Genomic DNA, 21,944 nt, shown 5'->3' with positions numbered 1-21,944 from the left:
CAGGACAAACAGGGCTCAGAACAAACAAGGGTCAGGACAAGCACTCATCCACGATCTTGCCGGCAACACCACCAATGACCGTTCCCAGTCCGGCGCCCGCCGCCCCGCCGAGGATGCCGCCGATCGCGGCTCCGGCCCCCGCAACCGCGGCGGACCCGCGGAACAGGAGGAAAGTCGGCTACCAAGAAATGCCGGTGGCGGCTGTTGCTTTAGTGTCGGGCAAACGGCGTCGGGGTTTCCCCATGTTTGCGGGATCCGGCCGGCGTGTTTCGCCGAACCGCCGGCACTTGGCGGCGTCGCGCCGTTGAAGGTGGGGAATCTCCGCGGCGGAACCCGGAGAATTCAACGGCACGCGAGCCTAGCGGCGCCGGATGTCCAGCATCCGTACCCTCGCTCCGTGGCCCTCCGCGAACAACGCCATTCCGGTGCTGGATTCCGCCGGGAAGACGAGGTCCGTGAGGACGGCCAGGCCGTCCTGGGCGAAGACCTCCACCGAGCAGGCGTCCAGGTATACCTGTAGCCGCAGCCGCCCGGCGTCGAGAGGCACGTGAACGTGTTCCACCGAGGCGAAACCCTCGTGGAATTCCACGGCGCCGGACTCCCGACGGTCCAGGGACAGCCTCGACGTGGCGGTGTCATAGGCCAGTACGGTCCGCTCGGCGCCGCCCGTCCGGAGCAGGAGACCCACCCTGGCGGCGGTTCCGGGCTCGATCTCGACGTCGATGCGCGCGGCGGCTGAAGCGGCGGTCGATACGGCGGCCCCGACGGCGGCGTCCGAATCCGGCGCCACAAGGTCCACGGTTCCGGGGTGGAGTTCCCGGGACCCCAGGGGGATCCGGTGGACGTCCGGGGCGTCGTCCAGTCCGTCGAAGGGATCGACTGCCGCCTGCCGCAGGACGACGCCGCCGGAGGGCAGCCGCGTCAGGGTGACTTCCCGCGCCAGGGACATGGCGCCGCGCCAGCCCTTGGTTGGTGTCTTGCCCGCGTAGTCCCAGTTGTTCATCCAGCCGATCATGATCCGGCGGCCGCCGGGGGCGTCATTGAACGAAACGGCCGCGTAGTAGTCCCGTCCCCGGTCGAGCCAGGCATAGTCCGGCATCCGGCTTCCGTCCGGCTGGAGGCCCTCGGTGACCGTGGTCTCCGAACGGAAGTGCACGCCGTCGAACGTGCCCACGAAGTACTGGGCGCCCGAGCCGCCGGCAATGCCGCCCGGATTGAGGTTGACCACCAGGACCCATTTGGTGTCGGCCGGGTCGCCGTCCACCGCGAGGGGGAAGAGGTCAGGGCACTCCCAGTCACCGCCGGTGGCGTTCGCGGGGCCAAAGCTGCTCAAGAATTCCCAGTCCTTCAGGTTCGTCGACCGGTAGAGGACCACCACACAGTCCGTGGCCTCCACCGCGGCCATCACCCAGTAGCTTCCCTCGGGGCCGTCGTAGCGGAACACCTTGGGGTCGCGGAAGTTGGCAGAAGTGCGGTCCAGGACGGGGTTGCCGACGTACTTGGTCCAAGTCTGTCCCCGGTCCAGGCTGTAGGCCAAAGACTGGGCCTGCCGCCCGCGCAGCGGCGAAGCGTCGGTGTACGCGCTGGTGTAGACCGCCACCAGCGGCGGCTTCCCGGGGGTGCCGAAGCCGCTGGTGTTGTCCGGGTCGAGCACCACGGAGCCCGAGAATATCGCCTCGTTCCCGTCGCAGGAAATGGCGACCGGCTGTTCTTCCCAGTGCAGGAGATCCGCCGATGTCGCGTGACCCCAGGACATGTTCCCCCAGGCGTCTCCGGAAGGGTTGTGTTGGTAGAAGAGGTGGTACGTGCCGTTCAGGTGGATCAGCCCGTTGGGGTCGTTGAGCCAGTTCTTGCCGGCCGAGTAGTGCCACTCGGGCCGGAACGGGTCGGAGGATAGCGGCAGGGACGCGGCCGCTTCCGGCACAGCAGAAACAACAGCAGATGCGGGGACATTCATGTGGACCTCTGGGGGCTCGGCAAGGCGCGGCTCATCAACGCGCCCGGTATGTGGAACGGGGAACGGTACGGAGAAGGGGGACGTGCGGGGGCGGGAACGTTAGCTGGCAGGCCCGGCAGGCAGACCCGGAGCGGCCGCCGCGGCGGCGGGCACGGGCACGCAGCCGCAGGAGGCCCGGAGGACCAGGTCCACGGGGAAGATCCTGTTCCGGGTTGGAGACACGCCGTCGAAGTCGATGAGCGCTTCGACGGCGGCCTCGGCCATGGCCTGGACTGGCTGCACGACCGTGCTCAGCGGCGGCCAGCTGTACTCCGCCTCGGCCGAGCCGTCGAAGGAGAAGACCGCCAGGTCCTCTGGGACCCGCAGGCCGGCCTCGGACACGGCCCGCAGCAGCCCGACCGCTTGGAGGTCGGAGCTGACAAAAACGGCGGTGGGCCGGTCCGCGGAGGCGAGCAGCCGTTGACCGGCCCGGTAGCCGCCCTGCCGGTCGAAGTCGCAGCGCAGAATGGGCCCTTCCGGAAGCCCGGCTTCCGCGAGGCCCTGCTGCCACCCGACCTCGCGGGCATCCAGATCGTTGCCGGAGTTCATACCCATGACCAGCGCGATGTTGCGGTGGCCGTGGCCCACCAGGTGCTCGACGGCACGCCGGGAGCCTTCAAGCAGCTCCACGCCCACCGAGTTGAAGCCCGGCACCTCGCTGCTGTGGTTGAGCAGCACGGCGGGGATCTCGGAATGCTCGAGTTCGGTCAGGTCCGGTTCGAACAGCACGCTGGAGAGGAAGACCCCGTCCACGCGGCGGCTGGCGAGGTTCCTGACCTGGCGGCGCTCGTTGGCCGCCGATCCGCCCGAGTTGGCCAGCAGCAGGGCGTAGCCGCGGGCGGCGGCGGCTTCCTCCACGGCGCGGGCCAGGGTGGCGAAGAAGGGGTTGGTGGTGTCCGGGACCACCATGCCGAGCATCTCGCTGGAGCCCAGCTTCAGTGCCCGCGCCGCGGCGTTCGGCCGGTATCCGAGGGCGCTGATGGCCTCGCGCACCTTGGCGGCCGTCACCGGGGAGACCCGCTTGGGTCCGCCGTTAACCACATAGCTGACGACGGCGGTGCTGACGCCGGCCAGCCTGGCCACGTCTTTGCGGGTGATCGTGGGCCTGGCGGAAGCTGGCGAGTGTGGCACAGTGACCATGCTACCGCCGGGCTTCCCCGGCAACGCCTTCCCCGTCAGACGCCTCTCCAACAGGTCCGTGTGTGGGCAGCCGGGCCGGGGCGTCGCCGTGGTCCGGCACGGGCAGCCGCTCCCCGCCGCGGAGGGCGGACTCGTGCGCCACTATCCCCGGGAGGGTGTAGCGGGCTGCCTCCCAGGCGTTGACAGGCGGGAGCGTCCCGGTGTCGACGGCGGTGGCGAAGTCGTCCACCAGGAAGTGGTGGCTGCCCTCGTGCCCGTTGTGCAGTCCGCGGAATTCGGCGGGCAGCCGGCCGGCGTCGTGCACGGCGGCCATTCCGGAGGTGAAGGCGTCCCGCAGGGCCGGTGCGACGCCGGCCAGCGCCGGATCGTCGGCGTCGAGCGTGGCGTGTGTGGCCAGTTCCGCACTGACATCGGTCACGGATTCCTTGTCCTGCCACACGCTGACCAGGGCCAGCTGCTCGAAGCTGGCTTCGGTGCCGAAGTAGCGGAAGCGGCTTTCGCGCAGGTGGGAGGGGTAGCCGACGCGGCGCATCTCGTTGATGCGCATGGACCCGCCGCTGGAGAGTTCGAAAAGTGCGGTCGCGTTGGAGAAATCGTTGCCGAACATGCTGACGTCTTTGTCGAAGACACCGTCGCCGCGCTCGTCGGGGACGCCAATGCAGCTGACGCTGACGGCGTGGCCGCCGATCGCGCCCAGCACCCCGCCGGTGGAGTGGGTGGGGTACAGCATAGGCGGGTAGCTGGCGGTGCGCTTCCAGTCCTCCCCGCCGCTGTACTGGTAGGCCTCGTAAAAGCCCAGGTCCATGTCGTGCACGTAGTCGCCCTCGGCATAGAAAATTCGGCCGAACGCGCCCTCGGCCCGGCGCTTGCGGGCGTACACCGTTGCGGGGTTGTAGTAGCTTGTCTCGCCCATCATGTAGGTCAGGCCCGTCTCGCGGACGGCCTCGATGATCCGGGCGATCTCGTCCTCGCTGACAGCCATCGGCACGGCCGAGTAGACGTGCTTGCCGGCGCGGAGCGCCTGCAAGACCAGCGGCCCGTGCGTCCAGCGCTGGGTGAAGATCGCCACGGCGTCCAGGCCGCCGTCGAGCATGGCCTCGAAACTGGGATAAGTGCCTGCGAGGCCGAGCCGCTCCCGGAGGGCCTCGGCCCGTTCCGGCAGGACGTCGGTGACGTGGACTTCTGAGATTGCGGGGTGGGCGTCGAAGAGTTTGGCGAAGGCACCTGCGAACTGCCCGGCGCCGACGATGCCTAGTGAGAACGTCATGCACGCAAGTTTCACATCAGGTTCTACTCGAGTCAATACCTGATGATGAGCGGATGGTTTCACCCCGGAAACATCAAAGAAACTGTTGCGCATTCGAAAGTTACTCGTGTAGATTCAAGCCTCAGTTGTTATCCACCTCACAGCGGAGGAACCTCAAATGACCACCACAACTGCCCGCGGAGCCGCCCCGGCCCGCAAGGCGACCGGCACGGGAACAGGCGATGCCGCCCCCCGCCGCCGGCGTCGAACCCGGAGCGACCTGAGGGTCGCCCTTCTCTTCATCGCCCCGGCCATGCTCGGCTTCGTGGTGTTCTACCTTGTGCCGAGCATCCGGGGTCTCTACCTGAGCTTCACCGAATACAACATCCTCGGAACGCCGAAGTGGATCGGCGGCGCCAACTACGCCGCGATCGCCAAGGACCCGCTGTTCTGGAACGCGCTGGGCGTCACCACCCAGTACGTCCTGATCAACATCGTCCTGCAGACCGTCCTGGCCCTGGGCCTGGCCCTCCTGATGCACCGGGTCGCCAAGTCGACCTTCATCCGCGGCAGCCTGCTGCTGCCCTACCTGATGGCGAACGTCATCGCCGCGCTGCTGTGGTTCTGGCTGCTGGACTACCAGATCGGCATCGTGAACAACCTCATCGACGCCATCGGCCTGCCCCGCATCGCCTTCTTCGGCAGCGAGGAATGGGCCATCCCCACCCAGGCCCTGATCAACACCTGGCGGCACATGGGCTACACGGCCCTGCTGATCTTTGCCGGCCTCCAGGCCATCCCCCAGCACCTGTATGAGGTCGCCAACCTGGACGGCGCCTCACCCTTCCAGACCTTCTGGAAGATCACCATGCCGCTGCTCCGGCCCGTCGTCGTGCTGGTCCTGGTCGTCACCGTCATCGGCTCGTTCCAGGTGTTCGACACCGTCGCCGTCACCACCCAGGGCGGCCCGATCAACGCCAGCCGCGTCCTGCAGTACTACATCTACCAGCGGGCGTTCACGGAGTCTGACTTCGGTTACGGCTCGGCCCTCGCTGTCATCCTCTTCGTCATCCTCGCCCTGGTCGCCTTCATCCAGATGAAGTTCCTCAAGGGCAACGAGTCGGACCTGGACTAAGGAGTCCCAGCATGACTACTGCCACGTCAGCCATCCCCGCCAAGTCACGGCGCATCAACGGCCGCCGCCGCTTCAACTGGCGCCGCGCCGGAGCCTGGGCCCTTGTGGTCCTTGCCGTCGCCGTCTCGGTACTGCCCTTCTACTGGGTCCTGCGCACGTCACTGTCCTCCAACAGCGCACTGGCCAGCAACGCGTCCAACCTGCTGCCGGCCGACTTCAACCTCGGCGCGTACAAGCGGGTCTTCGGCCTCCAGACCGCCCAGGAAGCCATGGCGGAGGGAGGCTCCGGAGCCAAGATCGACTTCTGGATCTACCTGCGCAACACCGTCCTCTTCGCCGGGATCACCACCGCCGGTGCCGTCTTCTTCAGCGCCATGGCCGCGTATGCCTTCTCCCGCCTGCGCTGGCGGGGCCGGAACGCCGTGTTCAGCCTCTTCCTGGCCACCATGATGGTCCCGCCGATCTTCACCGCGCTGCCCAACTTCCTGCTGATCAAGAACCTCGGCCTGCTGAACACGATGCTCGGCATGGTGCTGCCCTACCTCTTCATGACCCCGTTCGCGATCTTCTTCCTGCGGCAGTTCTTCCTGAACATGTCCCGTGAAGTGGAGGAGGCCGCCATGCTCGACGGCGCCAAGCACCTGCGCATCTTCTTCCAGATTGTGCTGCCCAACGCCGCCGCCCCGATCGCCACCCTGGCGCTGCTGACCTTCATCGGGCAGTGGAACGAGTACTTCTGGCCGCTGCTGGTCGGCAACCAGGAAAACGTCCGCGTTCTCACGGTCGGCCTGGGCGTCTTCAAATCCCAGTCACCCCAGGGTGCGCCGGACTGGTCCGGTCTCATGGCCGCGACCCTCATCTCTGCCCTGCCTGTCCTGCTGCTCTTCATCGCCTTCGGCAAGAAGATCGTCAACTCCATCGGCTTCTCCGGAATCAAGTAACCCGCCCCAACCTGTGCTGGACGTTCCACCCGCACCCGCATCCCAAAAGCCCGCCCCTAAAGCCCCTTCCCGAAAACACCGTCCCGAAAGGACCCCCATGAACAAGAAAGCAGTCGGCGCCCTCGCCGCCGCGGCCGCCGCTGTCCTCGCCCTCTCCGCCTGCGGAAGCGGCGGAGAGGCCTCAGGTGCCTCAGGCGATCAAGCTAAGGGCGAGATCAGCTACTGGCTCTGGGACTCCAACCAGCTCCCGGCCTACCAGCAGTGCGCCGATGACTTCCACACGGCCAACCCGGACATCACCGTCAAGATCACCCAGCGCGGCTGGGACGACTACTGGAGCACCCTGACCAACGGCTTTGTCGCCGGCACCGCCCCGGACGTCTTCACCGACCACCTGGCCAAGTACCCCGAATTCGCCAAGACCGGCCAGCTGCTGGCCCTGGACGACGCCGTCGCGAACGATCACGTCGACCTCACCCAGTACAACAAAGGTCTCGCTGATCTCTGGGTCGGCGAGGACGGCAAGCGCTACGGCCTGCCCAAGGACTGGGACACGATCTCGCTTTTCTACAACAAGAAGCTCGCCGCCGGCGCCGGAATCAGCGATGAACAGATGAAAACCCTGACCTGGAACCCGCAGGACGGGGGCACCTATGAAAAGGCGATCGCGCACCTGACCGTGGACAAGAACGGCAAGCGCGGAGACGAGCCCGGCTTCGACAAGACGAAGGTTGAGGTCTACGGCCTCGGCCTGAACAGCTCCGGCTCCGGCCAGGGCCAGACCGAGTGGAGCTACCTTACCGGCACCACCGGGTGGACCCACACGGACAAGAACCCGTGGGGCACCCACTTCAACTACGACGACCCCAAGTTCCAGGAATCCATCGCCTGGTTCGCCGGGCTGGCGGAGAAGGGCTACATGCCCAAACTGGAAACCACCGTCGGTGCGAGCATGGCGGACACCTTCGCCGCCGGGAAGTCTGTCATCAACGCCCACGGGTCGTGGATGATCGGCCAGTACACCGGCTACAAGGGCGTCGACGTCGGAATCGCCCCGACCCCCACCGGCCCCGACGGCAAGCGGTCCTCCATGTTCAACGGCCTGGCCGACTCCGTGTGGGCCGGCACGAAGAAGCCCGCCGCCGCCGTGAAGTTCGCCGAGTACCTGGGCTCCGCCGCCTGCCAGGACGTCGTAGCCTCCAAGGCCGTGGTGTTCCCCGCGATCAAGTCCTCCTCGGACAAGGCAGAAGCCGCTTTCAAGGCCAAGGGCGTGGACGTGACGCCCTTCACCCAGCAGGTCAAGGAGAGCACCACCTTCCTGTTCCCGATCGCCGACAAGGCGGCCAAGGTGGACGGCATCATGAAGCCGGCCATGGACGCCGTGGTTTCCGGGAAGCAGCCGGCCAGTTCCCTCTCGCAGGCCAACGACCAGGTCAACTCGCTGTTCAACAAGTAGACAGTTCAACAAGTAAGCCGTTCAACAAGTGAGCCTCTGAAGCCACAGCCGCCCGCCACGGCGGCGCCCGGTGCGCGGGGTCCCCGTCCGGGATCCCGCGCACCAGCACCTGACTTCCGCACTACTGAAAGCGAATCCCATGCACCCCGTGCACCTGCGTTCTGCCGGCACCAGCCTCCTGCTGGCCTTCGACTCCGGCGAGGCCGAGATCGTCCACTGGGGCGCCGACCTCGGGGACCACCTCCCCGATCTGGCGATCCTCCGCGGGCCCGTCCCCCACTCCGCCTTCGACGTCCCGGTCACCGCCGGGCTGCTGCCGCAGGCCTCCTCCGGCTGGGCCGGTCGACCCGGCCTCCGCGGGTACCGGAGCGCCGACGGGGTCCCCGGCCGGGACTTCTCGCCGGCCCTGCGGGTGGTTTCAACCGAGGTGCGCGACGGCGGCCGCGGCGTCCTCATCATTCAGCGGGATTCCGACGCCGGACTGGAGGTCAGCACCGAACTCACCCTGCACCCCGGCGGTCTCCTGGAGCTGGCGCACACCCTGAGCAACGGCGGCACGGCGGCCTACCAGCTCGAGGAACTTGCCGCAGTACTGCCGGTACCGCGGAATGCCACGGAACTGCTTGACCTCACCGGGCGCTGGTGCCGGGAAAACCACCCGCAGCGGCACGCCGTCCAGCAGGGCACCTGGGTCCGCACCGGCCGGCACGGCCGCACCGGCCACGATTCCTCGCTCCTGGTCGCCGCCGGCACCGCCGGCTTCTCCAACCGCCGAGGCCAGGTCTGGGCCACACACTTCGGCTGGAGCGGCAACCACGAGCAGTACCTCGACAGCCTCGCCGACGGCCGGCGGATGCTCGGCGCCGCGGAACTGCTCGGCTCCGGCGAAGTGCTGCTTCACCCCGGCGCCAGCTACCGGACGCCGTCGCTCTTCGCCGCCTACTCCGGCCACGGCCTGGACGGCATCACCGAGGCCTTCTACGACTGGTTCCGCGCCCGTCCCCAACACGTGGACACCACGTCCGGGCGGCTCCGCCCCGTGGTCCTCAACACCTGGGAGGCGGTGTACTTCGACCACCGCCTCGAACCCCTGCTGGAACTCGCCGACTCCGCCGCCGGGCTCGGCGTGGAACGCTTCGTCCTCGACGACGGCTGGTTCCGCGGCCGCCGCGACGACCACGCAGGCCTGGGCGACTGGTATGTCGACGAGGGTCTGTGGCCTAAGGGCCTGACCCCGCTGATCGACGCCGTGACCGCCCACGGCATGGAGTTTGGACTCTGGGTGGAGCCGGAGATGGTCAACCTGGACTCCGACGTCGCCCGCGAACACCCGGACTGGATCGTGGGCCCCTCGGCGCTTTCCCACAAGGACGGCGGCCGCCTCGCGCAGCCCTGGCGCCACCAGCATGTCCTGGACCTCGCCAATCCGGAGGCCTGGCAGTACATCTACGGCCGCCTCGACGCCCTCCTGCGCGAGAACAACATCGCCTACCTCAAATGGGACCAGAACCGGGACCTCACCGAGCACGGGAGCGGCGGACGCCCGTCCGTCCATGAGCAGACGCTGGCCGCCTACCGCCTCTTCGACGCGCTCAAGGCAGCCCACCCGGACGTGGAGATCGAGAGCTGCTCCTCCGGCGGGGCACGCGTGGACCTCGGCATCCTGCAGCGCACCGACCGCGTGTGGGCATCGGACTGCAACGACGCCCTGGAGCGCCAGACCATCCAGCGGTGGACCCAGGCGGTCCTCCCGCCGGAACTCGTCGGAGCGCATATCGGCCCCACAACTTCGCACACCACGGCACGCACCCACGACATCTCGTTCCGCGCCATCACCGCCCTCTTTGGCCACTTCGGCATGGAGTGGGACATCCGCGCGGCCACGGATGACGAGCGGGCCACGCTGCGCCGCGCGATTGCGCTCTACAAGCGCCACCGGGCACTGATCCACTCCGGCAAGCGCGTGAACGCGGACACCGGCGAGCCCACCCTGAGCGTCCACGGTGTGGTCGCGCACGACGCCGGCGAGGCCCTGTTCGCGGCCGTGTCGCTGGCCACGGCCCCGGGAGAGGTCCCCGGGCCGGCCTCACTGCCGGGCCTTGATCCGAAGCGGACCTACCGCGTCCGGGCCGAACTGCCCACCCCCCTTGACGGCGACTACGCGCACACGTTCACGCAGATCCGGCCGCCGGCATGGCTGGAAGACGGGGCCGTTGCCTCCGGCGCCTTCCTGCAGCACGTCGGCCTGCCCCTGCCGGTCCTGAATCCGGAGCATGCCCTGCTCCTGCACGTCCAGGCCGTCTGAGCGCCGCCGCTGCCGGCCGAGGGACGCGGCGGCCTCCCGGCCGAGGGGCGCGGCGGCTGTGATCAGCCCCGCGCCTTACTCCCCGGGGGCCCGCCGGCGCAGCGAGGCTACGGCCCAGACGGACATCAACAGCGCCACCAGCAGCAGCCCGGCGTCGCCCAGGTCCACCGAGCCGAGCCAGCTGGTCAGCGGGTCCCCGAGTCCGAATGCCTCATGAAGGGCCCCGCTCAGGGTGATGACCGCAATGAAGAGTGCCGACACCGCGGAAATGCCCGTGATGACGGCATTGAATCCCAGTTTGCGCCGGGGATCCATCAGGGCCGAGCGGTACATCCGCATCATGGCCACGCCGTTAACGGTGTCGCACAGCGTCATGGCCGCGGCGAATGCCAGCGGGAGGGCCAGCAGGGCGAGGGGGGAAACGCCGGCCAGCGAGGCCGCCGTCGCCATGACCAGCAGCCCGATCGTCGTGGCGGTATCGAACCCCAGCCCGAAGAGAAAGCCGATCACGTAGATGTTCCGGGGATGCTGGACCCGGGCCAGCGGACCCGCGAGCAGCCGGGCCACGAAGCCCCTCGCTGCAAGGTCCTCGGGAGTGACCGTGGCACCGTCCCGGGCGCCACGGTAAACCTTGAGCGTCCGGAGGAAGGCAGAACCGTTGAAGGAACCCATGGCCAGCAGGAACAGCCCCGACACCGCGCTGCCGAGCAGCCCCAGCAGCCGGTTCCCGGGAGTCCCCTCGGCCATGAAGCTCCCCACTAAGGATGCCCCGGACACGACGAGCACTCCGGCGAGGACCACCACCGAGCTGTGGCCCAGGCTGAACGCGAAGCCCACGCTGACCGGATCGCGGTGTTCGGCCGCGAACTTCCGGGTGGAGTTATCGATCGCCGCGAGGTGGTCCCAGTCATAACTGTGTTTCACCCCCGCCAGGTAGGCCGTCAGGACCAGCCCGATCCCCAGCGGCTGTCCGCCTCCGGCCGCGCCGGCGACCAGGAGCACGACGGCGGCAGCGTGCAGTGCGGCCACCGCACCGAAGGTCACCAGGATCCGGGTCCGCAGCGGCAGCTGCGCCCGCTCGCGGTAGAGCCGGGACAATACCGCCATCTGCTCGGTCGTGGCCATCAGTACTTCCTCAGGTCCAGGGGATCCTGCCCGTACCAGCGTTTCCGCAACAAGGAGGTGGCGGCGCCCGCCACGCGTTGGAGTTCCTCGGTGCTGTTCGAGAGCGACCTCATCACCAGCCCGGCCGTTCCCAGGACCGTGGCGGTGAGCGAGATGCCGGTATGGGCCCCGTAGCCGGCCGTGATCTCGTGGAGTTCATCGGCGAGGGCTTGGTCCACCTGCGGATCCACCACGATCAGCGACCCCAGATGGCTGAAGCCCTCCATGAACGCCATGCCGGTCACGTCGCCCAGGGGCGGCCGGATGAGCACGTTGTCCAGGGCCAGCAGCCCGCTCTCGCGCCCGCCTTCTCCCGCGGATTCGACCCGTATCTCCGTCCGCAGCCGCAGCTCCTCATACCGGAAAGAGGCCCCGTCCGGCGACCACCCGGGAGTGATGATTTCGGCCATGATGAGGCTCGACGACGGCCGTACCGTCACGTGCGTATTCTGCCGGTAGCTGGCCTCCCGGTAGGCAATCACCTGGTCCGGGGCGAGCTCCAGCCGCGCCCCCTCGCCCAGGCGCAGCCGCATCCGCTGCTCCGCAAAGGACCCCGGAGTCCGGTAGATCTTGGTGGCCGACTGCGTGGCGAGCAGCAGCTTCGCCCCGTCCGCCACCTCCACGTCAATCACATACAGGTCAGCCCCCAAATACGCCCCGCCGGGATTGACGAGCACATAACAAACCTGCCCGGACCCATCCAAGTAATGCGGCCGCAACACTCTCATAGCCCCCCGATGGTACTGATGCGTGGCCACAGAACGTCCTGCACGGTTGGTGACGACGAGTTCGAGCTCTCCCATGTGTTCTTGGGCGCTCTGGCCGGCTCCGGCGGCTTCACCGGATTTGGGGCCGTGCCCGTCCCCAGCCGCTCCCAACTCTCGCAAGCTCGAGTCGGGGCCCTCGCGGCGGTGGGCCCCCCGCGGTGCCCGCCACGCCGCGGCCCCAAAATCCGGCCTCGCCGCCTCAGCTGTTAGGTCGCCAGGACTGACCCCGAGAACGCTCATGGCGCCAGGTCGAGCATCAGGACGTCCCGCCGTACCCATTCGATGACTCGTTCCAGCCCTTCGTCGGTCTTGAGGTTCGTGAAGCAGAACGGCTTCTCGCCCCGGAATTCCTTGGAGTCTCTTTCCATGACGGAGAGATCCGCGCCCACGTGCGGTGCGAGGTCGGTCTTGTTGATGATGAAGAGATCGGACTTGATCATGCCCTGCCCGGCCTTGCGCGGGATCTTCTCGCCCTGGGCGACGTCGATGATGTAGATCGAGAAGTCCACGAGTTCCGGGCTGAAGGTGGCGGAGAGGTTGTCGCCGCCGGATTCCACAAAGATCACTTGCAGGTCCGGGTGACGTTTCTTCAGTTCCTCGATGGCCGCCGTGTTCATGGAGGTGTCCTCGCGGATGGCGGTGTGCGGGCAGCCGCCGGTTTCGACGCCGATGATCCGGTCCAGCGGGAGGATCCCGTTGGCGGCGAGGATCTTGGCGTCCTCGATTGTGTAGATGTCGTTGGTGATGGCCGCCATGGAGATTTCCCCGCTCATGTGGCGGGTGAGGCGCTCCACGAGCTGGGTCTTGCCGGCACCCACCGGGCCGCCGATGCCGATTTTGATGGGCTCAGACATATTCTTCTCCAGACATATTTCGTGTAGTGGACCAACTTGTACTGCTCGGTCAGCTCAGCTCATGAACATGCGGGCGCGCTGGCGTTCGTGCCGCATCTGCGAAATTTCCAATCCGGGGCTGACGGCCCCGAAGTCGTCAGGCGTGAGGTGGACGGCCCGCTCGGCCGCGGCAGCGACGTCGTCGGCCGCCTTCCGCAGGAGCCGCTGGCCGGCGTTCTGCCCCAGGGGGATCGCCCGGACGGCGTTTTGCGTCAGCGACGTGACCGTGGCGAACAGGTAGGCGGCGAGGGCCTCGGGCAGCGGGACTCCCAGGGAACGGGCAATCACCGCGAACGCCAGCGGCTGGTGGCCGGCGCCCCGGCCCGAAGTCACCCACGCCCGGTATTCCGCCAGTTCAGGGGAAGGAAAGACCTCCGCGCCAATCTCCAGCAGCCGGGTGCCCATCTTGGTGCTGGCCTCGCGCATCTGCCGAGGCAACAGCTGGGCGGTCAACGAACCGTCCAGTTCAGCAACAGCAACGCCCTCATAGAGGAACCGAATAGCCAAGGCATCCGAATACGTCAACTGCTGCCCCACAAACGCAGCCAGCCACACCCCAAACGACTCCTCATCGTGCACCAGTCCGCGCTCCACATAGCTCTCAAACCCCAGCGAGTGAGCAAACGCCCCGGTAGGCAGCGCCGAATCCGTCAGCTGCTGCAATGCCAACTGATAGGTCATAACTGGCCCCACGACGCAAGGCAAGCTGTCGAATCTGCGGAGGCGGGTGATAGGGGTCGCGGCGTGGCGGGCACCGCGATGGGCCCACTGCCGCGAGGGCCCCGACTCGAGCTTGCGAGAGTTGGGAGCGGCTGGGGACGGGCACGACCCCTATCACCCGCCGCAGCGCCCACGGCGCCCCAGCCACGGAAGAGAAAACTAGTGCGAGTGTTCGGCATGGCGGAAGGGGACGGGCATCACGCGTTCCTGGCGGTCGTAGGGCGCTCCGACGTGTTTGAGATAGTCCTCCACGGTGTGGTCGTACTGGCACACCATTACCTCTGCCCCGTAGTCCGAGGACGCATCGAAGAACTGGGCCTGCAGGTGCCGGTTGCCCAGGGAGTGCGCCACCACGCCCATCTCGTGGATGGAGCGCGGGGCGATCACCAGGACGTCGGTGGGCAGCACCGAGACAACGATCATGTTGGTCTCGGCCACGTGCAGGATGTCGCCGTCGCGCAGGTCCCCGGAACCGGAGGGAAAGCGCAGGCCCAACTCTTTGCCGTGGTCGGTGGTGACGCGCTGGATGCGCTTGACCAGCTGGGCGCTGGGCAGGATGACCTTTTCCTGGTGCAGCCCGGCGTACGGGTCCGGCCCGGGAGGAAGGTCGTGTGTGTTGCCGAGGATCTTTTCGATGATCATGTTCGTCTCCTCTGGAAGCCTAGAAAAGGAAGTAGCGCTGCGCCATGGGCAGGATGTCCGACGGTTCGCACGTGACGTCCTCGCCGTCGACCGTCACCTTGTACGTTTCCGGGTCCACCTCGATCTCCGGGGTGGCGCCGTTGTACTTCAGGTCCGCCTTGGTCAGGCTGCGGATGCCGGACACCGGCCGGATGACCTTCTCCAGTCCGAGTTCTTCCGGGACCCCGGCCTCTATTGCTGCCTGGGACAGGAAGGTGATCGAGGACTGCTGGAGTGCCTTGCCGTAGGCGGCAAACATCGGCCGCATGGTGCGCGGCTGCGGGGTGGGGATGGAGGCGTTGGCGTCCCCCATAAGGGCGTAGGCGATCTGGCCGCCCTTGAGAACCAGCTCCGGTTTGACTCCGAAGAACGCAGGATCCCAGAGCACGAGGTCCGCGAACTTGCCGACCTCCACGGAGCCGATGGAATCGGCCATGCCCTGCGCGATGGCTGGGTTGATGGTGTATTTCGCCACGTACCGCTTCAACCGGAAGTTATCGCTCTCCGCGCCCAGACCGGACGCCGCACCGTGCACGCCACCGTCAGGATCCTTCAACACGCCGCGCTGCTTCTTCATCTTGTCCGCCACTTGCCAGGTGCGGATGATGACCTCACCCACCCGGCCCATGGCCTGGGAGTCCGAGGATGTGATCGCGAAGATGCCGAGGTCCTGCAGGACGTCCTCGGCGGCGATGGTTTCGGCGCGGATGCGGGAGTCCGCGAACGCCACGTCCTCCGGGATGTCCGGGTTCAGGTGGTGGCACACCATGAGCATGTCCAGGTGCTCTTCGATCGTGTTGCGCGTGTACGGCAGCGTGGGGTTCGTGGAGGCCGGCAGCACGTTGGGCAGCCCGGCGATCTTGATGATGTCCGGGGCGTGTCCACCGCCGGCGCCCTCGGTGTGGAAGGTATGGATCACGCGGCCGCCGATGGCCCGGATGGTGTCCTCCACGAAGCCGCACTCGTTCAGGGTGTCGGTGTGGATGGCCACCTGGACGTCGTACTGGTCCGCGACCTGCAGCGAGGTGTCGATCGAGGAGGTGGTGGAGCCCCAGTCCTCATGGACTTTCAGCCCGATCGCGCCGGCGCGGATCTGTTCGGCCAGGGGTTCGACGGCGGACGCGTGCCCCTTGCCGAACAGGCCGATGTTGATCGGCAGCCCTTCGGCGGCCTGCAGCATCCGCTGGATGTGCCATTTCCCGGGCGTGACCGTGGTGGCCTTGGTGCCTTCGGCGGGGCCGGTGCCGCCGCCCACCATCGTGGTCACCCCGCTGCACAGGGCGGCGGGGACCTGGTCCGGGGAGATGAAGTGGATGTGGGAGTCCACGCCGCCGGCGGTCAGGATCTTCCGTTCGCCGGCAATGATCTCGGTGCTGGCACCGATCACGATGTCTACGCCGTCGGTGATCTGCGGGTTGCCTGCCTTGCCGATCCGGAAGATGTGGCCGTCGCGGAGCGCGACGTCGGCCTTGTAAATGCCGGTGTAGTCCAGCACCACGACGTTCGTGATCACGGTGTCCGGAACTCCGCCGCCGGAACCAACACTGCCGAAACCAGTACTGCCGTCCCCGTCCCGGGTCAGTTGGCCGTTCTGGCCCATGCCGTCGCGGATCACCTTGCCGCCGCCGAACACCACTTCCTCGCCGTAGACGGTGAGGTCATTCTCGATCTCAAGGAACAGATCGGTGTCGGCCAGGCGGATGGAGTCGCCAGTCGTCGGGCCGTAGAGGTCCGCGTACTGCCTGCGGGACAATTCGAAACTCACTGTGCGTCACCTGTCCCCTCGGAAACGTGGAGTCCTGTCTCGCGGAGTCTGCCATTGACGGCGTTGCTGAGGCCGTACACTTCACGCCGGCCCGCGAGTTTGATCAGCCGGACGGTCCTGCTGTCCCCCGGTTCGAACCGTGCGGCGGTGCCGGCCGGAATGTCCAGGCGGCGGCCGTAGGCGGCCTGCCGGTCGAACTGCAGCGCGGCGTTCGCTTCGGCAAAGTGGTAGTGCGAGCCCACCTGGACGGGCCGGTCACCGGTGTTGGTCACGGCGACGTCAACCGCCTCGCGGCCGGCATTGATCGTCAGCGGCGCGGTGCCGAGAACGTATTCTCCGGGAATCATCAGGGCTCTCCTAGCGGATGGGATCGTGGACGGTGACGAGCTTGGTGCCGTCCGGGAAGGTGGCCTCGACTTGGACGTCGTGGATCATTTCCGGCACGCCCTCCATGACGTCGTCGCGGCCCAGGAGGGTGGTTCCGTAACTCATGAGCTCTGCCACGGTCCGGCCGTCCCGGGCGCCCTCGATCAGTTCATAGCTGATGACGGCGACGGCCTCGGGGAAGTTCAGCTTCAGGCCGCGTGCCTGGCGGCGCCGGGCGAGGTCCGCTGCGACCACGATCATGAGTTTTTCCTGCTCACGGGGCAATAAGTGCATGACGGAATCCCTTCAAGAACCGCCCGGCTGGCGGACCGCGGATGCTGCGGTGTGACCAGCGTAGGCCGGGAAGATTTCCCGCGTGTTTCCGGCGTCACATGCGCCGGAGTCCGGCACGGTTTCCGCATCCCTACCCGGGGGTCCGCCAGCGGGCCTGGAATTCGGGGTGGTCGGCGTACGGCAGGGCCAGGGTGTTCAAGGAGAGGGTGGTCCATTCGATCACGTCCGGCACCCATCCGGCGTCGGCCAGTTCCTGGCTGACCAGCGCCGCCAGGACGGACTGCCGGGCGGATTCAATGATGTCGATCAGCCGGCGTTTGGCCTCGCACTCGCGAAGCAGGCGGCGTTCGTACCACTCGCCGGAAACGGCCAGGGTGGGGTCGCCGAGCAGCTTCAGGGCGGCAGCTTCGTCTTCTCTTATCCGTGCGGTCAGGAATTCGACGATGTCCACGGACCGAGCCTATGCGTGCCGGCCCTCACTCGGCTACGCCCTAGCGTTTGCCCTTTTTCCGGGATCCCTTGCCGCGGCCCTTGTCCGGGTTCGGCGCGTACCGCTGGGCCACCTTGGGTTTCTTGACCGCGGGGCCGCGCCGGTCCGGCTTGGGCTCCCGCTTGGGCTTTTCCTGCTGCGCCGAGGGCTGGCGGGAGCTCGCCGCGGTTCGCCCGCGGACAATCCCGATGAATTCCTCGATCACCTCATCCGTGGAGTCGCTGGGCCACGCAAGGGCGATCTCCGTGACGGGCGCACCGGTGAGTTTCCGGGCCACGGTGTCTTTGACATTGAAGTGCCGGGCCACGGACATCGGCAGGATCACCAGCCCGGCACCGGTCGCCACCACCTGCAGGGCCATCGCGGCGCCGCCAAGTTCCTGCACGTCAAGGAAGGTCTCCTTGGAGAGGTCCGCCAGGTCCACTTCCTCGAACACCGAGATCTCGTGTCCCTTGGGTGCCACCATCACCGGCTGTTCCTCGTACAGCGGGATCACACTGAGGCCGTCGCGTTCCACCGGCAACCGGACGAAGCTCAGGTCCGCGGAACCGTCGCGGAGCACGGCGAGCTGGGCGCCGTCGTCGGACATAAAGGAGTGCAACGGAACATCGGGCATCCGTTCCTCCCAGCGCCGGATCCATTTTCCGGGCGTGACGCCGGCGACGTACGCGAAGCGCAGCTCCCGCGCTGTTGCTTCGGCCTGGACGGCGGTTTCGTCGGGGGTCTGGGGTGTTTCATCGGCTGCGGACACATGTTCACAGTACCGCCCGGGCTCGTGCAGGCCTCAGTGCCGGTGCCCGGTAAGCCTCTGGCCGGATACCCTTGAAGCATGACCTCTGCAAACTCCCAGTCCATGAAGCCGGCCACCGTTGCCAAGAAGCTTGGCATCTACCTGCCCGCAACACCCCAGGAGTTCCAGGATTCGGTCATCACCCGCGCCGATTTCGCCGAGCTCCAGGCCAACCCGCCGGAGTGGCTCGCGGAACTGCGCCGCAACGGCCCGCACCCCCGCCCGGTGGTCGCGCAAAAGCTCAACGTCTCCATCAGCGGCCTGGCCCGCGGCGGCGTTGAGGAAGCGCTGACGACGGCGGAAATCACCGCGCTGCTGCAGGCTCCCCCCGCGTGGCTGGTCGCCGAACGCTCCACCCACGCCGCCGTCCGCGCCGAGGCCCAGCGGGTCAAGGACGAGGCCGCCAAGAAGGACGCCAAAAAGGCCCGCGCCAAGGCCGAATAGCGGCGGAGGGCTCATCCCGGTTTCTATTTTCATCCCGCGGACGCAGGACTATGCTCGCGGGGTGAGTCGGGACCGCCGGTCCGATCCCCATGTTCACTCCCCATCCACCAGCCACCGGCGGAGCATCGGGAAGGAAACAGGCCATGGCCTTCAAGATCGGATACTTTGTCGGGAGCCTTTCGAGCCATTCCATCAACCGCACCCTGTCCAAGGCCCTGATCCGGCTTGCACCCGCGGAGCTGGAGTTCACGGAAATCGCCATCAAAGACCTGCCGCTGTACAGCCCGGACTTTGACGCTGCCTTTCCGCCGGAAGCGCAGGCCCTCAAGGATGCGATCGCCGCGTCCGACGGCATCCTGTTTGTCTCGCCCGAATACAACCGGTCCATTCCCGGGGCACTCAAGAACGCCATCGACTGGGGGTCCCGGCCCTGGGGCACCAACTCCTTCTCCCGCAAGCCGACCGGGATCATCGGCGCCTCCCCCGGCGGCATCGGCACGGCCGTGATGCAGTCCTCGTTCCGGAGCGTGCTGAGCTTCCTGGATGCGCCGCAGCTCAATGCGCCGGAGGCGTACATCCGCTTCGTTCCGGAGGTCTACGGCGAGGACGGCGAGGTCAAAGACGAGGCCACGGCCAAGCTGCTGCGCCACTACATGGAGGAGTATGCCTCCTTCGTGGAGCGGGTCCTGGCCGCCAACGCGCCCGGCCATATCGGCGACGAGCACCCGGACAAGGACAAAGTGAGCCGCTGATATGACTTGAGTGGGGCTGATCCTGGGCCCTCCCGCCGAACCTAATGCGGCCGGTCCTGGTGTGGCTAGTCCTGGTGCAGCTGCACGTAGTTGCCGCAGCCGTCATCCAACACTGCGGTGGTCCCGCCGGGGCCCTCGGACGGCTCCGCCTGGAACATCACGCCCTTGGCCGCCAGCCGGGCATATTCGGCGCGCACGTCGGGCACGCCAAAGACGATCGCCGGAATTCCGGCGTCGTGCAGGCCGTTCATGTAGGCCGCCCCGATCGGGTTGTCACTGGGCTCCAGCAGCAGTCCGGCGCCGCCGGCCCCGTCCGGATCCTTAACGATGAAGAGGTTGTGCTCCGGCATGGCCATCAGCGTTTCAAAGCCCAGGATGCCGGTGTAGAACTCATGGGCCGAGGCCGGGTCCTTGACGTGGATACTGCACATTTTCAGTCGCATGGCCCCTAGGCTACGCCGGGAGTACCCCTGAAGGAACCGTGGCGCGGCCTCCGTGACTGCCTCAGCGGCGGCCGTCCCCGGCTCGCCGGCGGGGGGTCCTGCCGGCTGTCCGGCAGGGCCGAACGGCCATTGACGGCCCCGCCGCGAGGGATTCCAATGGAACTAGCGGAACAGCGCCCGTCCGGGACGGTTCCGCCGGAGGTGTGCAATGACGTCGCTCTCACAAACCGGTGCCCTCGCGGCAGGGCAGTTCCTGGCCCTTGCGCTCGTGGTTGCCGGGGCGGCATTCGTCTCGATGTACCTGGCCCGCAAGCACCTGGCAGCCGGCGAGGGACGCTCAGAGGGCGCAGACGGCGTATTTTGGGACGTTTTTGCCGGACTCGTCGTTGTGGTTCCCGCCGTCCTGATCGCCAGCTTCACGTGGCCCTGGGCAGGCCTGGCGCTCGGCATGCTGGCCGCCGTGACGGCCCTGGCGGCTTTTGCGGCCGTTCCCCGGCTGCTCCGCCGGCAGGAATCGCGCCGGGCAGCCCGGAAGACTCAGCTCATGAATGAGGCCGCTGCTGAGCGGCACAAGAACGCCCTCGCCCGGTGGCAACGCTACGAGCTCGATCCCGGGTACTCGATTGACTACCCGGCGATGAGCGATCCCCGGCAACCGGAAACGGCCGCCCTGATCCGGGCCATCAAGGCCGCCGGCCGTCCCGGCGGCCGCACGGACCGCGGCTCGGCTGACACGGCGTACGCTCCGGCAGTGGACCAGCTGGAACGTGCCCTGGCTGCCGCTGAACGCGCGGCCGGCGTCAACCCCGCGGGGCTCCACGGCCCGGACCGCGCCCACAGCTGACCTCCGGAATTGCTGATTCCGCAGTTCCCGCCCAACCTCGGAAGGAACCACCATGACTGACATCACGATCATCGGCAGCGGAAATATGGCACGGGCGATCGGAACCCGGGCCGTCGCCGCCGGCCGCTCCGTCCAGGTTCTGGACCGGACGCCGGAGAATGCCGCCAAGCTCGCTGCTGAACTTGGCGGCACCACCACCTCCGGCGGCCTGAGCGAGGTTCCCGAGGGCGACATCGTCGTCCTGGCGCTCTACTTCGGCCCCGCAAAGGAAGTTGCCACGCATTTCGGCGACACGCTCAGCGGCAAGACGGTCGTGGAGATCAGCAATCCGATCGACACCGAAACTTTTGATTCCCTGGTGGTCGGCCCGGGGACGTCAGCGGCCGAAGAAATCGCCGCGCTGCTACCAGGCGCACGGGTGGTGAAAGCGTTCAACACCACCTTCGCCGGCACGCTCGGCGCCGGGACCACCGGCGGCATGCCGCTGGATGTCTTCATCGCCTCGGACTCGGAACAGGCCCGCAACGAGGTCGCAGCCTTCACCGAGGCCGCAGGGCTGCGTCCGCTCCAGGTCGGCGGACTGCGCCACGCCCGCGAGCTCGAAGGCTTCCAGCTGCTGATCATGGCGCTGCAGGCCAACCCCGCGTATCCCGACTTCAACTGGGGCACCGGCCTGAAAATCATCGACTAGGAATCGGCCGGCAGCAGCCCGGATTCCCCGCCGGCCCGGTCCGGCACGCTACAGCTCTACGGTTGCGCTCTCGCCGACGCTCATGCGGCCGTTGGTGACCTTGGACTTGATCCACTGCAGCGCGGTGGCCGCTGTGCCGCCCGGGCTGGTCCAGTACTCGGCGGAATCCGAGTCGACGTGCAGCAGAACCACCTCCGGGGTGTCCGGTCCGTCCGGGAACCAGGCCTCCACCACCTGGTTCCACATGTCATGGATCAGCTGCCGGTCGGTCACGACTTCGGCGGTCCCGGCAACGGAGACCCATTCGGTGCGCTTGCCGAAGGAAACGTTCACGGCCGGGTTCGCCCGGATGTGGGCCACCTGCGAGGTAGTCGCCGACGTGAAGAACCACATGTCGCCGTCGTCCTTGACCTCCTGGACGGCCAGCGGCCGGCTGACGAGCGCGCCTTCTTCGTTGATGGTTGTGAACATTCCGATGTGCGAATCGTTGATGATGTCCGTGACTTTACTGATGCTGGCGGCATCCGACATGCTCTCACCTCGTTCTCGTTCCACGGAGGAAGGTCCCCCTCCGGACAGCCTATTGGTAAGTGTGCTTACTTTCCAAGGACTGCCGGATGG

Annotated in this window: 23 protein-coding genes; 8 read left to right on the top strand and 15 right to left on the bottom strand. The window is 67.3% G+C overall.

Features of this window, described 5'->3' with window-relative positions; translation table 11 throughout:
* Positions 1 to 358: 358 nt before the first annotated feature.
* From C9424_RS08130 to C9424_RS08120, 3 genes are all read right to left on the bottom strand, one after another.
* Positions 359 to 1,957 carry a glycoside hydrolase family 32 protein gene (locus C9424_RS08130; protein WP_116766374.1) on the bottom strand — a complete coding sequence of 533 codons (1,599 nt, stop codon included), beginning with the start codon at positions 1,955 to 1,957 and terminating at the stop codon, positions 359 to 361.
* A 99-nt stretch (positions 1,958 to 2,056) separates the two neighbouring features.
* On the bottom strand, positions 2,057 to 3,136 hold the full coding sequence (locus C9424_RS08125) for a LacI family DNA-binding transcriptional regulator (protein WP_116766373.1): 1,080 nt from the start codon (positions 3,134 to 3,136) through the stop codon (positions 2,057 to 2,059).
* Between the two features lies 1 nt (position 3,137).
* On the bottom strand, positions 3,138 to 4,403 hold the full coding sequence (locus C9424_RS08120; protein ID WP_116766372.1) for a Gfo/Idh/MocA family protein: 1,266 nt from the start codon (positions 4,401 to 4,403) through the stop codon (positions 3,138 to 3,140).
* A gap of 157 nt (positions 4,404 to 4,560) precedes the next feature.
* On the opposite strand from C9424_RS08120, the gene C9424_RS08115 reads away from it, so the two are divergent.
* From C9424_RS08115 to C9424_RS08100, 4 genes are all read left to right on the top strand, one after another.
* A complete protein-coding gene (locus C9424_RS08115; protein ID WP_091248646.1) occupies positions 4,561 to 5,517 on the top strand; it encodes a carbohydrate ABC transporter permease in 957 nt (318 codons plus the stop codon).
* 11 nt (positions 5,518 to 5,528) lie between these two features.
* Positions 5,529 to 6,458: a carbohydrate ABC transporter permease gene (locus C9424_RS08110; protein ID WP_116766371.1), complete on the top strand. Its 930-nt coding sequence runs from the start codon at positions 5,529 to 5,531 to the stop codon at positions 6,456 to 6,458.
* A 97-nt stretch (positions 6,459 to 6,555) separates the two neighbouring features.
* Positions 6,556 to 7,914, top strand: a complete 1,359-nt coding sequence (locus C9424_RS08105; RefSeq protein WP_116766370.1) for an ABC transporter substrate-binding protein — start codon at positions 6,556 to 6,558, stop codon at positions 7,912 to 7,914.
* A 139-nt stretch (positions 7,915 to 8,053) separates the two neighbouring features.
* Positions 8,054 to 10,219, top strand: coding sequence for an alpha-galactosidase (locus C9424_RS08100; RefSeq protein WP_116766369.1), 2,166 nt, complete (start codon positions 8,054 to 8,056; stop codon positions 10,217 to 10,219).
* 75 nt (positions 10,220 to 10,294) lie between these two features.
* Here the strand turns inward: C9424_RS08100 and C9424_RS08095 are convergent, their stop codons facing one another.
* From C9424_RS08095 to C9424_RS08045, 10 genes are all read right to left on the bottom strand, one after another.
* Positions 10,295 to 11,344, bottom strand: coding sequence for a HoxN/HupN/NixA family nickel/cobalt transporter (locus C9424_RS08095; RefSeq protein ID WP_237563355.1), 1,050 nt, complete (start codon positions 11,342 to 11,344; stop codon positions 10,295 to 10,297).
* Complete coding sequence (locus C9424_RS08090; protein ID WP_442862020.1) at positions 11,344 to 12,186, bottom strand: urease accessory protein UreD; 843 nt, start codon at positions 12,184 to 12,186, stop codon at positions 11,344 to 11,346. The genes C9424_RS08095 and C9424_RS08090 overlap by 1 nt, the downstream gene beginning before the upstream one ends.
* A gap of 200 nt (positions 12,187 to 12,386) precedes the next feature.
* Entirely contained in the window at positions 12,387 to 13,004 is a 618-nt protein-coding gene (gene ureG, locus C9424_RS08080; RefSeq protein ID WP_116766366.1) for an urease accessory protein UreG, read from the bottom strand.
* Between the two features lie 54 nt (positions 13,005 to 13,058).
* A complete protein-coding gene (locus C9424_RS08075; protein ID WP_116766365.1) occupies positions 13,059 to 13,724 on the bottom strand; it encodes an urease accessory protein UreF in 666 nt (221 codons plus the stop codon).
* Between the two features lie 198 nt (positions 13,725 to 13,922).
* Complete coding sequence (gene ureE, locus C9424_RS08070; RefSeq protein ID WP_116766364.1) at positions 13,923 to 14,405, bottom strand: urease accessory protein UreE; 483 nt, start codon at positions 14,403 to 14,405, stop codon at positions 13,923 to 13,925.
* Positions 14,406 to 14,424: 19 nt separating this feature from the next.
* On the bottom strand, positions 14,425 to 16,209 hold the full coding sequence (ureC, locus tag C9424_RS08065; RefSeq protein ID WP_116766363.1) for an urease subunit alpha: 1,785 nt from the start codon (positions 16,207 to 16,209) through the stop codon (positions 14,425 to 14,427).
* Positions 16,206 to 16,556 carry an urease subunit beta gene (locus C9424_RS08060; RefSeq protein WP_116766362.1) on the bottom strand — a complete coding sequence of 117 codons (351 nt, stop codon included), beginning with the start codon at positions 16,554 to 16,556 and terminating at the stop codon, positions 16,206 to 16,208. Before C9424_RS08060 ends, ureC begins: the two co-directional genes overlap by 4 nt.
* Before the next feature lie 10 nt (positions 16,557 to 16,566).
* Positions 16,567 to 16,869 carry an urease subunit gamma gene (locus C9424_RS08055; RefSeq protein WP_116766361.1) on the bottom strand — a complete coding sequence of 101 codons (303 nt, stop codon included), beginning with the start codon at positions 16,867 to 16,869 and terminating at the stop codon, positions 16,567 to 16,569.
* A gap of 130 nt (positions 16,870 to 16,999) precedes the next feature.
* Positions 17,000 to 17,320 carry a DUF6221 family protein gene (locus tag C9424_RS08050; RefSeq protein WP_116766360.1) on the bottom strand — a complete coding sequence of 107 codons (321 nt, stop codon included), beginning with the start codon at positions 17,318 to 17,320 and terminating at the stop codon, positions 17,000 to 17,002.
* 40 nt (positions 17,321 to 17,360) lie between these two features.
* Positions 17,361 to 18,110, bottom strand: coding sequence for a LysR family substrate-binding domain-containing protein (locus tag C9424_RS08045; RefSeq protein WP_202615811.1), 750 nt, complete (start codon positions 18,108 to 18,110; stop codon positions 17,361 to 17,363).
* Positions 18,111 to 18,188: 78 nt separating this feature from the next.
* Here C9424_RS08045 and C9424_RS08040 point away from each other — a divergent pair, with 78 nt between their 5' ends.
* Positions 18,189 to 18,593 carry a DUF5997 family protein gene (locus C9424_RS08040; protein ID WP_043479868.1) on the top strand — a complete coding sequence of 135 codons (405 nt, stop codon included), beginning with the start codon at positions 18,189 to 18,191 and terminating at the stop codon, positions 18,591 to 18,593.
* 143 nt (positions 18,594 to 18,736) lie between these two features.
* The gene (locus C9424_RS08035; RefSeq protein WP_116766359.1) at positions 18,737 to 19,345 is read left to right on the top strand and encodes an NADPH-dependent FMN reductase; all 609 of its coding nucleotides are present in this window, start codon (positions 18,737 to 18,739) and stop codon (positions 19,343 to 19,345) included.
* Positions 19,346 to 19,410: 65 nt separating this feature from the next.
* Here the strand turns inward: C9424_RS08035 and C9424_RS08030 are convergent, their stop codons facing one another.
* Positions 19,411 to 19,788 (bottom strand): VOC family protein, encoded by a 378-nt coding sequence (locus C9424_RS08030; protein WP_091248617.1) that lies wholly within the window; start codon positions 19,786 to 19,788, stop codon positions 19,411 to 19,413.
* Positions 19,789 to 19,996: 208 nt separating this feature from the next.
* On the opposite strand from C9424_RS08030, the gene C9424_RS08025 reads away from it, so the two are divergent.
* Entirely contained in the window at positions 19,997 to 20,632 is a 636-nt protein-coding gene (locus tag C9424_RS08025) for a hypothetical protein (RefSeq protein ID WP_116766358.1), read from the top strand.
* 52 nt (positions 20,633 to 20,684) lie between these two features.
* Positions 20,685 to 21,323, top strand: coding sequence for an NADPH-dependent F420 reductase (locus C9424_RS08020; RefSeq protein WP_116766357.1), 639 nt, complete (start codon positions 20,685 to 20,687; stop codon positions 21,321 to 21,323).
* A 48-nt stretch (positions 21,324 to 21,371) separates the two neighbouring features.
* Here the strand turns inward: C9424_RS08020 and C9424_RS08015 are convergent, their stop codons facing one another.
* Positions 21,372 to 21,854, bottom strand: coding sequence for a pyridoxamine 5'-phosphate oxidase family protein (locus tag C9424_RS08015; RefSeq protein WP_116766356.1), 483 nt, complete (start codon positions 21,852 to 21,854; stop codon positions 21,372 to 21,374).
* Between the last annotated feature and the right edge of the window lie 90 nt (positions 21,855 to 21,944).

This window comes from Arthrobacter sp. H-02-3, assembly GCF_003097355.1.
Lineage (GTDB): Bacteria > Actinomycetota > Actinomycetes > Actinomycetales > Micrococcaceae > Arthrobacter > Arthrobacter humicola.
Note: the sequence above shows the minus strand (reverse complement) of the source record. Positions and strands in the feature narration are given on the sequence as shown.